The organism is Mesorhizobium sp. C372A (genome assembly GCF_030323245.1).
In the GTDB taxonomy this organism is placed as follows: domain Bacteria; phylum Pseudomonadota; class Alphaproteobacteria; order Rhizobiales; family Rhizobiaceae; genus Mesorhizobium.
The window spans coordinates 6446393-6461080 of record NZ_CP100475.1; the positions used below are offsets into that span (position 1 = coordinate 6446393).

The 14688-nt window shown below is 62.2% G+C and carries 11 protein-coding genes; 3 read left to right on the forward strand and 8 right to left on the reverse strand.

Features of this window, described 5'->3' with window-relative positions:
• Window positions 1–224 precede the first annotated feature (224 nt).
• On the reverse strand, window positions 225–2189 hold the full coding sequence (locus NLY42_RS31090) for an acetoacetate--CoA ligase (protein WP_023753891.1): 1965 nt from the start codon (window positions 2187–2189) through the stop codon (window positions 225–227).
• A 367-nt stretch (window positions 2190–2556) separates the two neighbouring features.
• Between NLY42_RS31090 and NLY42_RS31095 the strand changes: the two genes are divergently transcribed.
• Window positions 2557–4410 (forward strand): AsmA family protein, encoded by a 1854-nt coding sequence (locus NLY42_RS31095; protein WP_023753890.1) that lies wholly within the window; start codon window positions 2557–2559, stop codon window positions 4408–4410.
• 42 nt (window positions 4411–4452) lie between these two features.
• Here the strand turns inward: NLY42_RS31095 and NLY42_RS31100 are convergent, their stop codons facing one another.
• From NLY42_RS31100 to NLY42_RS31130, 7 genes are all read right to left on the reverse strand, one after another.
• Complete coding sequence (locus NLY42_RS31100) at window positions 4453–5271, reverse strand: ABC transporter permease (protein WP_023669326.1); 819 nt, start codon at window positions 5269–5271, stop codon at window positions 4453–4455.
• A complete protein-coding gene (locus NLY42_RS31105; RefSeq protein WP_031196135.1) occupies window positions 5268–6233 on the reverse strand; it encodes an ABC transporter permease subunit in 966 nt (321 codons plus the stop codon). Before NLY42_RS31105 ends, NLY42_RS31100 begins: the two co-directional genes overlap by 4 nt.
• A gap of 9 nt (window positions 6234–6242) precedes the next feature.
• The gene (locus NLY42_RS31110) at window positions 6243–7382 is read right to left on the reverse strand and encodes an ABC transporter ATP-binding protein (RefSeq protein WP_023697298.1); all 1140 of its coding nucleotides are present in this window, start codon (window positions 7380–7382) and stop codon (window positions 6243–6245) included.
• An 83-nt stretch (window positions 7383–7465) separates the two neighbouring features.
• A complete protein-coding gene (locus NLY42_RS31115; RefSeq protein WP_023753889.1) occupies window positions 7466–8563 on the reverse strand; it encodes a polyamine ABC transporter substrate-binding protein in 1098 nt (365 codons plus the stop codon).
• 425 nt (window positions 8564–8988) lie between these two features.
• Window positions 8989–9942, reverse strand: coding sequence for a DMT family transporter (locus NLY42_RS31120; protein WP_023729069.1), 954 nt, complete (start codon window positions 9940–9942; stop codon window positions 8989–8991).
• A 161-nt stretch (window positions 9943–10103) separates the two neighbouring features.
• Window positions 10104–11003, reverse strand: coding sequence for a DUF2167 domain-containing protein (locus NLY42_RS31125; protein ID WP_031244436.1), 900 nt, complete (start codon window positions 11001–11003; stop codon window positions 10104–10106).
• A gap of 149 nt (window positions 11004–11152) precedes the next feature.
• The gene (locus NLY42_RS31130; RefSeq protein WP_023753888.1) at window positions 11153–12580 is read right to left on the reverse strand and encodes a helix-turn-helix domain-containing protein; all 1428 of its coding nucleotides are present in this window, start codon (window positions 12578–12580) and stop codon (window positions 11153–11155) included.
• Window positions 12581–12829: 249 nt separating this feature from the next.
• Between NLY42_RS31130 and aceA the strand changes: the two genes are divergently transcribed.
• Complete coding sequence (aceA, locus tag NLY42_RS31135; RefSeq protein ID WP_023753887.1) at window positions 12830–14119, forward strand: isocitrate lyase; 1290 nt, start codon at window positions 12830–12832, stop codon at window positions 14117–14119.
• 52 nt (window positions 14120–14171) lie between these two features.
• Window positions 14172–14414: an SMc00767 family acetate metabolism repressor gene (locus tag NLY42_RS31140; protein ID WP_023669318.1), complete on the forward strand. Its 243-nt coding sequence runs from the start codon at window positions 14172–14174 to the stop codon at window positions 14412–14414.
• The last annotated feature ends 274 nt before the right edge of the window (window positions 14415–14688 follow it).

The window sequence follows — 14688 nt, forward strand, 5'->3', positions numbered from 1 at the left end:
CGTCCAACAGGACGCCTTAAATGGGATTTGCTGTCACAACGGGGGCTTGAGCGAATCTGATCCTCAGGGGACGAGGAACGGGATTTCTCCCTCAAGTTACGTGCGACTATCGACGCCGGGCCTTAACAACTCCTTACCGGCCGTCCAAAAAATTTACGAATGTGTACCACTCATGAAATCTAGGTAAATTCGACCGACATATCTGGTTAACCATCCCGGCCGCGTCACTCAGCCAGCTGCGGCAGGTTCCTGAACAGCTCCAGCGCCTCTGGATTGGCCAACGCTTCCTTGTTCTTGATGGCGCGGCCATGCACCACGTCGCGCACTGCAAGCTCGGTGATCTTGCCCGATTTGGTGCGCGGAATGTCGCTGACGGCGACGATCCTTGCCGGCACGTGGCGCGGGCTGGCGCCGCTGCGGATCTTGGAACGAATGCGCTTTTCCAGATCCTCGTCCAGCGTCACGCCGGCGGCCAGCCGCACGAACAGCACGACGCGCACGTCATTGTCGAAATCCTGGCCGATGCACAGCGCCTCAAGGATTTCCGGCATCTGTTCGACCTGATTGTAGATCTCCGCCGTGCCGATGCGCACACCGCCCGGATTGAGCGTCGCGTCGGAACGGCCGTGGATGATCATGCCGCCATGCGCGGTCCATTCGGCGAAGTCGCCGTGGCACCAGACATTGTCGAAGCGCTCGAAATAGGCCGCATGGTATTTCTTGCCCTCAGGATCGTTCCAGAAGCCGATCGGCATCGACGGAAACGCCTTGGTGCAAACCAGCTCACCCTTTTGCTCGCGGATCGGCTTGCCGTCATCGTCCCATACATCGACAGCAAGGCCGAGGCCGGGACCCTGGATCTCGCCGGTCCAGACCGGTTGCGTCGGTACGCCGAGCACGAAACAGGAGACGATGTCGGTGCCGCCGGAAACCGAGGCCAGATGTACGTCCTTCTTGATGCCGTCAAAGACGAAGCGGAAATCCTCCGGCGACAACGGTGAGCCGGTCGAGGAAATCGCCCGCACACTCGACAGATCATGGCTGCGGATAGGCTTGAGCCCGGCCTTGCGCACGGAATCGATGAATTTGGCTGAGGTGCCGAAAAAGGTCATCTTCTCGGCATCGGCGAAGCTGAACAGCACATTGCCGTCGGGGTGGAAGGGTGAGCCGTCATAGAGCAGCAGCGTGGCGCCCGAGGCCAGGCCCGACACCAGCCAGTTCCACATCATCCAGCCGCAGGTGGTGAAGTAGAAGAAGCGGTCGCCTTCGACGAGCCCGGCATGCAGCCGGTGTTCCTTGACGTGCTGGACCAGCGTGCCGCCGGCCGAATGGACGATGCATTTGGGAATGCCGGTGGTACCTGACGAAAACAGGATGTAGAGCGGATGCGCGAACGGCAGCCGCTCGAACGTGACCGCTTTGGCGGTAAAGGGTAACAGCGCCTCTTCGAGCGCCACGGCCTTGTCGATGATCGCTGCGATATCGCGCGAGGTACCGAGATAGTCGACGATCACGACCTTGCGGACGGTTTCGAGCTTCGCCGCAACGGCAGCGATCTTGTCGGCTACCTCGATTGCCTTGCCATTGTACCAATAGCCGTCCGGCGCAATGAATATGACCGGCTCGATCTGGCCGAAACGGTCGAGCACGCCCTGCTCGCCGAAATCGGGGGAACAGGACGACCAGACCGCGCCGATGGAGGCGGCCGCCAGCATGGCGGCGACGGTTTCCGGCATGTTGGGCATCATCGCCGCGATGCGGTCGCCCTTTTTCACCTTGAGCGACAGGAAAAGCTGCTGAAAGCGCGAGGTCAGCTGGTGCAGTTCGCTCCACGACAGCCGCCGCTCGATCTTGTCCTCGCCGCGAAAGACGATCGCGTCACCGGAACCGGTCTTCTTCAGCAGGTTCTCGGCGAAGTTCAGCGTCGCATCGGGAAAGAACGATGCGCCGGGCATCTTGTCGCCATCGACGAGCACCGTCCCATCGGTCCCTTTGTCGCCGACAATGCCGCAAAAGTCCCACAGCAGGCTCCAGAAGCCTTCGCGATCCTCGACCGACCAGCGGTGCAGTTCGGCGTAGGAAGCGAAGGATGTGCCGCTTTTGGCCGCTGCTGCCTTCATGAACGCGGTCAGTGGTGCTGCGTCGATCTGGTCTTGCGTCGGGGTCCAGAGCGGTGCTTCGGCAGCCATGATCGATCCTCCTTGAAGCCCGTCGCGTCGCAAGATAGATATGCTTTTGTTTTGATGCACGTCGTTGTCCCGGAACCGCTGCACTCTTCCGGGCGACATGCACTAGCCTCAGCTTTACAGGCGCCGCTGCCCCAAAAACGCCGCGCCTCGTAGCAGGCTGAAGCTGCATCGCTTATGCCTACCACCGTGCGGCAGAGCAAGATTTTGTTCCGCTAAACTCGGCCATATGTGCGCAATTGCCATCGCCGGGCCATAAAGACTTGAAATGCCTCAGCCCTAAGTCGTAGTGACGACTGGAAGGCGTGGTGACAACTGACGGTTACACCCGTCAGGCGATTTTTATCGGAATGAAAGCAACCGGGGCAATATGCCATCACCTTTGATCCGGCGCGGAATATGGGCGATCGGCGTTGCCGTGCTCGTCATCGCGCTGGTCGTCGCCGCTCTGCCGCTGTTTGCCTCGACCCGGATCGTGCGCGATCGCATCGCCTGGGAAATGAGCGCGTGGAGCGGTTTCAGGGTCACCATCGCCGGTTCGCCGCGCATCGAGGTGTGGCCGAAGTTCCGCGCCATATTGAGCGACGTCACGCTGTCGCAGTGGACCGAGACCGACGCGCCGCCGGTGATCGAGGCCGAACGGGTCGAGGTCGACCTTTCGGCCATGGCGGCGCTGCAGGGCGATGTGGTGTTTTCGACGGCGCGGCTGGTGCGGCCGACGATCCGGGTCCAGCGCGCCGCAAACGGCATATTCCTGCCCGCCATACCAACGGGCGGACGCATCACCCGCTCCATCGACACGGCGCGCGGCGTGGTCAACGCCGATCCGACGAAGCCGGATCTGAGCAAGCTGCCCGCCGATCCGTTCGGCACCGTGGAATTCAGGGACGGCCGCATGGTCGCCTCCGTCGGCGGCAAGGACGTCGAATTGCTGACCAGCCTGTCCGGCCAGGCGAGCTGGGCAGCGATGAACAGCAACGCGACCTTGTCGGCGACCGGAATCTGGCGCGGCGAGAGCGTCACCGTCGATGCCGCCTCGCCCAAGCCGCTGGTGCTGTTTGCCGGCGGCGCCGCACCGGTCACGTTTTCGTTCAAGGCAGCGCCGGCCAGCTTCTCGTTCGACGGCACGGCCAGCATGTCGCAAAACGCCTATTTCGATGGCCAGGCGAAATTCGCCGCGCCCTCGCTGCGGCGCGTGCTGGAATGGTCGCAGGCCGGCATTGCTCCTGGTACGGCGATCGGTTCGGTCTCGATTTCGAGCAAGATCACGGCGACCGCCGGCCGCGTCAAATTCGAAAACACCGCGGTGACGCTCGACAACAACCCGGGAATGGGGGCGCTGGATTTTTCGTTCGGCGACGCCTTGCCGGTGATATCAGGCACACTCGCCTTCGATACGCTCGACCTCAGGTCGCTGTTTTCGGCCTTCACGCCGCTGGCGCCGACCGGCGAGACCGGTCCCGGCGAAATCGACACCAGCTTCGCCGACCGGATCAATCTCGATCTGAGGCTGTCAGCGGCGCATGCCTCGGCCGGCGCAATCCAGCTTGCCGACGTCGCCGCCACGGCGCAGGTGAAGAACGGGCTTGCCGTCTTCGATATCTCCGATGCGTCGGCCTTTGGCGGCAACGTGCAAAGTAGCCTGCGTTTCGACCGCAAACCGGAGGGCTCGCAGGTCGAGATCCGGCTGCTCGCCTCCGACATTGACGGCGCCGCTTTCGGCACCGCGGCCGGAATGACGCGGCTGGTGCCGGCCAGCACCGGCACTGTCTCGGTCATTCTCAAAGGGCCGGGCAAATCCTGGGACTCGATCTTCGAGAACGCGGACGGCTCGGTCTCTGCGACGTTCGGGCCTGGCGCGCTGAGCGGGCTCAATTTGCCGGCATTTCTGAAGCACACGGAACAGGGCGGCTTCTTCGCGCTCGACGACGTCTCGGACGGGACACTGCCGATGGACGGCGCCGAGCTCAAGGCCACCATCTCGAAGGGTGTGGCAAGGCTGGACAAGGCCGAGGCCAATTCGGCGAAATACAAGGTCTGGCTGTCCGGCATCGCCTCTTACGGCGGACGCGGGCTGGCGCTTTCGGGGGGTGTCACCCAGGCCGACCCGGCAGCGGCACCGGTCAATGGCCAGCAGGGATCCAACCAGTCGTCATTCTTCGTCGGCGGCACCTGGAGCACGCCGTTCATCTCGCCGATCAGCCGCGGCGTCTCAGGCGAATAGGCGGTCCCTTACCGGAACCGCCCTATCCCTCGTTTGACGCAATCAACCGCGCTGCGCGGCCTGTTCGTCGAGCTGGCGCTGCACCTCACGCCGCTTGTTGGCGACCGAAGCGATGATGACGCCTACCGCCACGACGGCGATCAGGATGGTGCAGGCGGCGTTGATTTCCGGCGTCACGCCGAGCCGCACCTGGCTGTAGATCTTCATCGGCAGCGTGGTGGCGCCAGGCCCGGAGGTGAAGGAGGCGATGACCAGATCGTCAAGCGACAGGGTGAAGGCCAGCATCCAGCCGGAGACGATGGCCGGCATGATGACCGGCAGCGTGATCTGAAAGAAGGTCTTTACCGGCGTTGCGCCGAGGTCCAAGGCAGCTTCTTCCAGCGAACGATCGAACGACACCAGGCGCGACTGCACGACGACGGCCACGAAGCACATGGTCAAGGTGATGTGAGCAAGCGTCACGGTCAGGAAGCCACGGTCGAGACCGACGGCAACGAACAGCAGCAGCAGCGACAGGCCGGTGATGACTTCCGGCATGACCAGCGGCGCAAACACCATGCCGGAAAACAGGATGCGGCCGCGGAAGCGGGTGTAGCGGGTCAAGGTCAGTGCCGCCAGCGTGCCGAGCACGGTTGCCACAGTGGCGGAGATGACACCCACACGCGCGGTCACCCAGGTGGCGTCCATCAGCCCCTGATTGTGGAACAGCGAGGCATACCATTTGGTCGAGAAGCCGCCCCAGACGGTGACCAGCTTCGACTCGTTGAAGGAGAAGACGATGAGCAGCACGATCGGCAGATAGAGAAAGGCAAAGCCCAGCACGACCGAGGTGACGTTGAAGCGGCTCCAGGTGGCGTTCATTTGTCCTGCTCCTGGGCGCGTGCCTGGGCCTGCTGGAAGAGCATGATCGGCACGATCAGGAGCAGCAGCAGGATGACAGCGACGGCCGACGACACCGGCCAGTCACGGTTGGCGAAGAATTCATTCCACAAGGTCTTGCCGATCATCAGCGTCTGCGAGCCGCCGAGCAGATCGGGAATGACGAACTCGCCAACCGCTGGAATGAACACCAGCAGGCAGCCGGCGATGACCCCGGGCAGCGACAGCGGGAAGGTGATCTTCCAGAAGGCTGATGTCGGCGGGCAGCCGAGATCCTTTGCCGCCTCGATCAGCGAATAATCCATCTTTTCCAGCGAGGAATAGAGCGGCAGCACCATGAATGGCAGGTAGGAATAGACGATGCCGATGAAGATCGCCGTGTAAGTGTTGAGGATGATCAGTGGCTGATTGATGATGTGCAGCGACAACAGCAGCTGATTGAGCAGACCCTCGGGCTTGAGGATGCCGATCCAGGCATAGACGCGGATCAGGAACGACGTCCAGAACGGCAGGATCACCAGCATCAGCAAGGTCGGACGGATCGTCGCCGGCGCGCGGGCCATGCCGTAGGCGATCGGGAAGCCGACGAGCAAGGTCAGGATCGTCGAGACTGCAGCGATGATAACGCTGGTCACGTAGGCTTTGAAGTAGAGCGCGTCCTGCGTTAGCCAGACATAATTGTCGAAGCTGAGTTCGCGGAAGCGGACAAAGAACCCGGACATGCCGTCCCTGAAATCGAGCGCCGGCGTGTAGGGCGGCATGGCGATCGCCGACTGCGACAGCGAAATCTTGAAGACGATGATGAACGGGATGAAGAAGAAGAACAGCAGCCAGAGATAAGGCACGATGATGACGAGCCGGCTGACGAAGCCGGCGCCGAGCCGTGTCAGAAACGGTTTGGCCGCTGTCGATGGGCCGGTGCCGGTGATGGCGATGTTGGACATGGCCGCCCCCTACCGTGTCAGCACGACGCCGGCATCCGGCCGGAAGGAGACCCAGGCGCGGTCGTTCCAGGTCAGCGGGTCCTCGGTGACTCGCGCCGCGTTGAGCGCGCTTGCCCTGATGATCTGGCCGTCATCCAGCCGGATGTGGTAGACGGTCATGTCGCCGAGATAGGCAACGTCGTAGACCTCGCCCTCAAGCGCATTGACTGCGTCGGCCGGTTTCTTCGACGACACCTTGATCTTCTCCGGCCTGATGGCGAAGACGATGTCGGAACCGGCCTTTGTATCGGTGCTGTTTTCGACGACGATCTGGGCCCCTGTCGCGCCGGTAATGCGCGTGGTGTTTGCCGCACGCTCGGCGACCTTGCCTTCGAACATGTTCACATTGCCGACGAAGTGGGCAACGAAGCGTGAGCTCGGCGCCTCATAGACTTCCGCCGGCGTCGCCACCTGCATCACCTCGCCCTTGTCGATGATGGCGATGCGGTCGGCCATGGTCATCGCCTCTTCCTGGTCGTGGGTGACGACGACGAAGGTAAGGCCGAGATTTTGCTGCAGGTCCATCAGCTCGAACTGCGTTTCCTCGCGCAGCTTCTTGTCGAGCGCGCCGAGCGGCTCATCGAGCAGCAAGACTTTTGGCCGCTTGGCAACCGAGCGGGCGAGCGCGACGCGCTGGCGCTGGCCGCCCGACAATTGGTGCGGCTTGCGCTTGGCGAACTGCTCTAGCTTCACCAGCTTCAGCATCTCGGCGACGCGCTTTTCGATATCCGGTCCCGGCATGCCTTCCTGCTTGAGGCCGAAGGCAATGTTCTTTTCCACGCTCATATGCGGGAACAGCGCATAGGACTGGAACATCATGTTGACCGGGCGGCGGTAGGGCGGGATGCCGCGCAAGTCCTGGCCGTCGAGAAGGATACGGCCGGCGGTGGGCTCCTCGAAGCCGGCAAGCATCCGCAGCAACGTCGACTTTCCGCAGCCCGACGCGCCGAGCAGGGCGAAGAACTCGCGCTCGAAAATGGTCAGCGACAGATTGTTGACGGCGGTGAAGTCACCGAACTTCTTGGTGACGTTCTCGAATTGGATATATGGCTTGGCGTTCGGGTCGTTCCATGGCGCGAAATCCCTGCGGATGCTGCCAAGCGATTTCATGTCCCACTCCGTCCTATTTTTTTGCTTCTTGCCCCAGAGAAGAATGGTCCCGGCAGGTGGCTGCCGGGACCATGTCGCATTGCTTACTGGCCGGTGACGATCTTGGTCCAGCTGCGCGTGATCAGGCGCTGGGTCTTGGGATCGTAGGGCTGGACCGTATAGAGCTTTTTCAAGGTCTCGGCGTCCGGATAGACCGCCGGATCATCCAGCAGCGCCTTGTCGACGAACTGCTGCGAAGCCTTGTTGCCGTTGGCATACAGCACATAGTTGGACGACTTGGCGATCACTTCCGGCTTCATCATGTAGTTGAGAAATTCGAGTGCCTCGGCGGCATGCGGCGCATCGGCGGGAATCGCCATCTGGTCGAACCACATCTGGGCGCCTTCCTTGGGCACGGAATAGCCGATCTCGACGCCTTGCTTGGCCTCGACCCCGCGGTTGCGTGCCTGGAAGACGTCACCCGACCAGCCGACCGCCAGGCAGATGTCGCCGTTGGCGAGCGCGTTGATGTATTCGGACGAATGGAATTTGCGGATATACGGCCGCACCTTCAGCAACGTCTCCTCGGCCTTTGCGATGTCGTCAGGTGAGGTGCTGTTCGGATCGAGGCCGAGATATTTGAGCGCCGCTGGGATGATGTCGGCCGGCGAGTCCAGCACATAGACGCCGCAATCCTTCAGCTTGGCCAGGCTGTCGGGATTGAAGAAAATATCCCAGCTGTCGATCTTGTCGGTGCCGAGTGCAGCCTGCACCTTCTTGATGTTGTAGCCGATGCCGACCGTGCCCCACATGTAGTTGATCGAATATTCGTTGCCCGGATCGTATTTGGCGGTGCGCTCCGAAACCGTGTCCCACATGTTGGAAATGTTGGGCAGCTTCGACTTGTCGAGCTTCTGGAACACGCCGGCCTGGATCTGGCGGGCCAGGAAGTTGCCGCTGGGCACGACGACGTCATAGCCGCTGCCGCCGGCAAGCAGCTTGGTTTCGAGGATTTCATTGGAATCGAAGGTGTCGTAGACGACCTTGATGCCGGTCTCCTTAGTGAAGTCGTCGATGATCGAACTGTCGATGTAATCCGACCAGTTGAAGACGTTGACGACGCGATCCTCGGCATGGCCGCCAACGGCGAAAAGCGTCAGAAATGCCGAGGTTGCCGAAAGCCAGAGCGCTTTGCGGATCATGCTGTTCTCCTTTGATGAGTGTTCCTTCGCCAAGTCGTCGCTGTTCGAGCGCGATTGGGCATTTGCTTCAGAGTATTGAGCTTTCCGGGCAGCCACAAGCATGAACTGCCAGCGCCGTCCGGGCGGTTCGACGAGCGGCAGATGATGGCTCTGTGTGCCCGCATGGCGGGCGCGCTGACGCCGTCAGAGGCTTTCGCCGCGGCGCTGGCAGGGATACGACGCTGTGGTCCGGTCTTGGTCCGACCGGCGGGGACACTTGGCAAGATAAGCCTGTCTTGTTGTTGCCGTGCCCCAGCCTGCCCGTGCCGCAGCAAGGTTGTCAATGGCCCGCGCGGGGAAGCTCGGTCAATAGGGCGTGCGGCTTCGCTAATTGGGGAAAGACGGGCGTAATTAGGGAAGACGGGCTCAACCAAGGGAAAGGCGGGTCAATTAGGGGATGGCAGGCCAGTGGTCCCCGGCCGTGCAGGCCTCGCCTGGCGCTTGAATTCAAGCGCGATATGGACGAGCAGCGCGGCGACCACCACCGCGCCGCCGATGATGGTGCGCACCGAGGGCACCTCGCCATGAACGAGCCAGACCCAGATCGGTCCGAGGATCGGCTCGAACGTGCCGAGGAGTGCTGCGATCGCCGCCGGAACCAGCCTCGCGCCGGTGGCGAAGAAGGCAAGGCCCAGGCCGAGATTGATGACGCCGAAGGCAAACAGGAAAGCCATGTCGTGGGTCGACGTGGCAAACTGCGTGGCTTGCGATGCGGCGAAAGCCGCTGCCAGCATCGTGCCGAGGCACGTCGCCGGCGTCATGCGCACATGGGCGAAGCGCCGGGTGATGACGGTGGCGATCGAGAACATGACGGCGATCAGCAGCGACAGCCCGTCGCCGATGGGCGATACGGCGCCGTCGAGCGATTCCGACACCATGATGGCGACGCCGGCGATGACGGCGGCGATCGCCACCCAGGTCGCGACGGCGACGCGTTCGCGAAACAGCACCCAGGCAAGCAATGCCGCCAGCAGCGGCACACCGGCCTGCATCAACAGGATATTGGCAACGGTGGTGTAGGCGAGCGCGACAACGAAGCACGTCGACGCCGTGGCGAAACAGACGGCCACGGCAAGGCCGGGCAGGCCCATGTCGCGAAACAGCCGCAACATGCCGCGCCAGCCGTCGCGCCAGGCCATGAAGCAAATCAGGAACACAGCCGCCCACAGCGAGCGCCAGAACACCACCGTCCAACTGTCAGCGGTGTCGATGAAGCGGGCGATGGTGCCGCCAAAGCTCCACATCAGCGCCGACAGGAACACCAGCAGCAAGCCGACCCGCTCTTCGCGCGGCGAGACGATCGGCGGTGCGGCGATTGGAGAAGATGCGGTATCGGTCATGGGGTGCGACTGTCGGCTATCTCGGGGTGGCATGATGCACAATGGACGACAGAAACGTGCCGTATTCGCCTAGCGCATAGGCTACCGCCGGACGTGACCCAGCCCGGCATTCCCTTTGGCGCACCGCCAACCGGCAGCCATACGGGCAAACACCGCCGTTTCTAGGACATGCCCTTGTTGCCGCGGATAAAGCGCCAGAGACCGGCCAACGGTACCAGCAGCAGAATGCCGAACTTTTTCAGGGCGATGAGCGCGACTGCAATCAGGCCGGCCTTTGCCGCGAGTTTTCCGGCGATGAGGCCGCCAATGCCAACCGCGGCGACCGTGTCGGTGCCTGGCAGAAAATCGGTGTATTTCTTGCCGGTGTTGAAGTCCGCCACGCCCAGCACTTCGTCCAGGCTCTGCTTGATCTCCGGCAATTGTTCGACCGTAGCGATGTAGCTCATCACGAAGACGCCTTCCCGGCCGAGGAAACGGACGTCGTAATTGAGCGTGTGGACGGTATCGTCTCCGAACTGCAGTTCCTTGGCCCAGTGCAGCCGCTTGTGGACGAAATCATAGACCGGCGGCGAGGCCCAGCCGATCAGCTTGATCGGGGGAAAGCCGTCCTTCACCCGCTGATCGTTGGCCGACAATGTGTCCGCCTGCATGCTGCTCAGCAATTCGGTGTAGTCGATGGATGCGGCGTCGGCGTCATCGACATGGCCGATCTTTTCATAGCGCAATTCGATGCCCCAACCGTTGCCGGCGATGGGCTCGTACTTGGCCGGGAAGATCATGCCGATTGCTTCGGACGCGGTATCAGGCGGATTGCCCCAGGCCTCGGTCAGGACGGACGTCGCGTCCTTCTTGCCCAGAAAATAGAACTTGTCCTTGAGATCGAGATGGATGCCTTCGGGAAGGTCGACCGCGCCGGTCTTTGGATCGATTTTGTCCAGGAATGCCTTGCCGTCGTCACTATACTGTTGATAGTCCTTGAAGAATTCCGAGGATTTTTCTGCCAGAACAGGCCCCGCCAAAAGGGCAAGCGCCACGCCAAGCCACAAAGCTTTCCTGTTCATAAGCCGTCCCCCCTTGGCTGCCCTGCAGCTCACCTTCGATAGCGCAGCGCCGATGCTTAATCAATATTTGGTTCGGCGATGGTTCGGGCCGCGCTCTATTGCTTAGCGCAAACAGCTGCGGTCTTCCGCGACCTCCTGCCCGAGAAGCATCACTGGAAATCGAAGGCGCTCAGGCCCGTCGCCATCTCGTCCAGGCCCAGCGGACGGGTCACCGGCGGCTCGGCGCGGGCGAGGCAGCCGATGCGTTCGCACAGCCGGCAAGCGGGACCGACCGGCGTGGCGGCGCCCTGTCCGGCCTTTGCCAGCAGCCCGGCGCCATAGACGATCTCGTCGCGAAAGCCGATATCGCAGCCCAACAGCAGCGCGGTGCGGCGCGGACGCTCGGAGAACGAACCCTGCGGCCCTTCGAGCGTGCGTGCGATGCAGAGGAACTCGGCGCCGTCGGGCATTTCCACCGCCTCCACCAGGATTTGGCCAGGCGAAGCGAAAGCGGCATGGACCGGCAGTTTCGGGCAGCCGCCGCCAAAGCGGCTTTGCGGAAAGCCCTGGCCGCCGGCCTTGCGGAAGCGGTTGCCGGCATTGTCGACCTCGAGCATGAAGAACGGGACCCCGGACAAGCCAGGACGCTGCAGCATGGTCAGGCGGTTCGCCGCCTGTTCGAAGGAGACGCCGAAACGCGAGCGCAGCACATCGATATCGTAACGAGCCCGCACGGCGGCGGCATGAAAGGCCTGATAGGGCATCATCAAGGCATTGGCGGCGTAGCGGCCGAACTCGAAGCGGGCGAGCCGGCGGGCTTCGTCCGTACCGAGCTTCAGCGCCTGAATTTCGCCGGCGATCGCGACCGTCATGCGGATCAGGCAGGCCTCCATGGCGACTTCGCGCAACTGGTCGAACGGCGACAGCCGCTCCGATAGAAAAAGACGCTGCGAATGACGGTCATAACGGCGGCGCCAGTTCGGCATGGTGGCGACCGGCAGCACCTTGACGACGATGCCATACTCGCGCTTCAGCCACGCCTTCAGCGCGCCGAACAGATCGTCGCCGGGGTCGAGCACCGAGGTGAAGGCCTCGGCCTCTTCCTCCAGTGCTGCAAAATGGTTCGGCCGGCGCTCGAAAATCTCGTGCACTTCGTCGATCGGCAGCCGCGCACCGGACAGCGCCGTGGCGCGGCCCTCGCGCGCCAGAAGCTCGTTGAGATCGGACAGCCGCTCGGCCTGCTCGCGGTAAGCGCGAAACAGTTTTATCATCGCAGCCGATGCGTTGGGGGCTGCCTCGGCCAGTTCGATCAGTTCCTGGTCGCCCGGCAGCTCACCGGCAAGCAGCGGGTCGCCGAACACTTCCTTCAAGGCCGAGATCGACCCTCTCGCCTCACCCTGCAATTCATGCGGGTCGACCTTGTAGACAGAGGCCAGCTTCAGGATCAGTTGCACCGTCAGCGGCCGCTGGTTGCGCTCGATCAGGTTGAGATAGGACGGCGAGATGCCGAGCCCCTCGGCCATCGCCGTCTGGGTCAGGCCTCTGGCGATGCGGATGCGGCGGATGCGCGGCCCGGCGAATATCTTCTGGTCGGCCATCGGCTTTCCTTGACAGGAATTTACACGACTTGCGAGCGATGAACGGCGCACCATCTTTTACAATCATGACAGATTTACAGCGATAAGCAGTCAAACACAACACAGGTTTTCTCTTATTTTCTACCAGAAATAGCGGTTTCCCTCGCTCTCGTCGCGGCGCAATGTAAATGATGTCACACACAGACGACGCACACTATCCCAGGGCGCGGCGTTTCAAGACACTGGCATCGGATTGATCTGGAGTGACCAATGACTGATTTTTACAATCTTGTCCCATCCGCACCCGAAGGCCGCTTCGACAGCATCGAACGAGCCTATTCGCCGGACGATGTGAAGCGGCTGCGCGGGTCGGTCCAGATACGCCAGAGTCTTGCCGAAATGGGCGCCAACCGGCTGTGGAAGCTCATCCACGAGGAAGACTTCGTCAATGCACTCGGCGCCATGTCGGGCAACCAGGCGATGCAGCAGGTGCGTGCCGGGCTGAAGGCAATCTATCTCTCGGGCTGGCAAGTCGCCGCCGACGCCAACACCGCGTCGGCCATGTATCCGGACCAGTCGCTCTATCCCGCCAATGCGGCGCCCGAACTGGTCAAGCGCATCAACCGCACGCTGCAGCGCGCCGATCAGATCGAGACCTCGGAAGGCAACGGCCTGTCGGTCGACACCTGGTTCGCGCCGATCGTCGCCGATGCCGAGGCCGGCTTCGGCGGACCGCTCAACGCCTTCGAGATCATGAAGGCGTTCATCGAGGCCGGCGCTGCCGGCGTCCACTATGAGGACCAGCTGGCCTCTGAGAAGAAGTGCGGCCATCTCGGCGGCAAAGTGCTGATCCCGACCGCCGCGCATATCCGCAACCTCAACGCGGCGCGTCTGGCGGCCGACGTGATGGGCACGCCGACGCTAGTCGTGGCACGCACCGATGCGGAAGCGGCAAAGCTTCTGACCTCCGACATTGACGAGCGCGACCAGCCTTTCGTCGACTACGATGCCGGCCGCACGGTTGAAGGCTTCTACCAGGTCAGGAACGGCATCGAACCGTGCATCGCGCGCGCCATTGCCTATGCGCCGCATGCCGACCTGATCTGGTGCGAAACATCCAAGCCCGATCTGGCGCAGGCCAAGAAATTCGCCGAAGGCGTGCGCAGGCATCATCCGGGCAAGCTGCTCGCCTATAATTGCTCGCCGTCGTTCAACTGGAAGAAGAACCTCGACGACGCGACGATCGCCAAGTTCCAGCGCGAGCTCGGCGCCATGGGCTACAAGTTCCAGTTCATCACATTGGCCGGGTTCCACCAGCTCAATTTCGGCATGTTCGAGCTGGCCCGCGGCTACAAGGCGCGGCAGATGGCCGCCTATTCCGAGTTGCAGGAAGCCGAGTTCGCGGCCGAAGTCCACGGCTACACCGCGACCAAGCACCAGCGCGAGGTCGGCACCGGCTATTTCGACGCCGTGTCGATGGCAATCAGCGGCGGCCAGTCGTCGACCACCGCCATGCATGAATCGACCGAGCACGTCCAGTTCAAGCCGGCAGCGGAATGAACCGATCGACATAACCAACAGAGGAAACGCCCGAAGGGCAAGGGAGAAGAAAATGGCATCCATAAGCCGCGTCAAGGAACGTGCAGAAGAGCAGTCCACAACGATGAGTGTCGACCAACAGGCGACCATCCGCATGCTGGCCAACGACCTGCACAGGCTCAATCAATCGGTGATGAAGGCAGTCGAGGCCGGCGTCTCGGTGGAACTGGTGCGCTCGGCCCGGCATCATGGCGGCGACGGCAATTGGGGCGACCTGCTGATCCCGGTGATCGTCACGCAGAAGAGTCACGGCTGATCTTCCCTTACGGAAGCTTTGTGCTTGTGGAACCTATGGGCCCCGCCGCTCACTGGCCGATTTCAACGTCACCCGCGAGTTTTCAGCGCGGGTGACTTTCGCTTTTGAGCGTGAACTTAACTACAGTTCGAAAACAGAACTTGTCTCCGGGGTTTAATATTTCCGGCTATATTTCGCAGGTCCGTCATTTCAGCTTGACATGGCGGGCGATCTCACGCCAATTGGCTCTCGGATTTCAACCCTGCATTGAAGCAGCGCCGAGTGCCCGCCCCGC

What these genes read in the sequence shown, in the direction of transcription:
- NLY42_RS31140 (WP_023669318.1), top strand. Translation starts at nt 14,172, where the DNA reads ATGGCATCCATAAGCCGCGTCAAGGAACGTGCAGAAGAGCAGTCCACA.
- NLY42_RS31090 (WP_023753891.1), bottom strand. Translation starts at nt 2,189, where the DNA reads ATGGCTGCCGAAGCACCGCTCTGGACCCCGACGCAAGACCAGATCGAC.
- NLY42_RS31115 (WP_023753889.1), bottom strand. Translation starts at nt 8,563, where the DNA reads ATGATCCGCAAAGCGCTCTGGCTTTCGGCAACCTCGGCATTTCTGACG.
- NLY42_RS31130 (WP_023753888.1), bottom strand. Translation starts at nt 12,580, where the DNA reads ATGGCCGACCAGAAGATATTCGCCGGGCCGCGCATCCGCCGCATCCGC.
- NLY42_RS31125 (WP_031244436.1), bottom strand. Translation starts at nt 11,003, where the DNA reads ATGAACAGGAAAGCTTTGTGGCTTGGCGTGGCGCTTGCCCTTTTGGCG.
- NLY42_RS31095 (WP_023753890.1), top strand. Translation starts at nt 2,557, where the DNA reads ATGCCATCACCTTTGATCCGGCGCGGAATATGGGCGATCGGCGTTGCC.
- aceA (WP_023753887.1), top strand. Translation starts at nt 12,830, where the DNA reads ATGACTGATTTTTACAATCTTGTCCCATCCGCACCCGAAGGCCGCTTC.
- NLY42_RS31105 (WP_031196135.1), bottom strand. Translation starts at nt 6,233, where the DNA reads ATGTCCAACATCGCCATCACCGGCACCGGCCCATCGACAGCGGCCAAA.
- NLY42_RS31120 (WP_023729069.1), bottom strand. Translation starts at nt 9,942, where the DNA reads ATGACCGATACCGCATCTTCTCCAATCGCCGCACCGCCGATCGTCTCG.
- NLY42_RS31100 (WP_023669326.1), bottom strand. Translation starts at nt 5,271, where the DNA reads ATGAACGCCACCTGGAGCCGCTTCAACGTCACCTCGGTCGTGCTGGGC.
- NLY42_RS31110 (WP_023697298.1), bottom strand. Translation starts at nt 7,382, where the DNA reads ATGAAATCGCTTGGCAGCATCCGCAGGGATTTCGCGCCATGGAACGAC.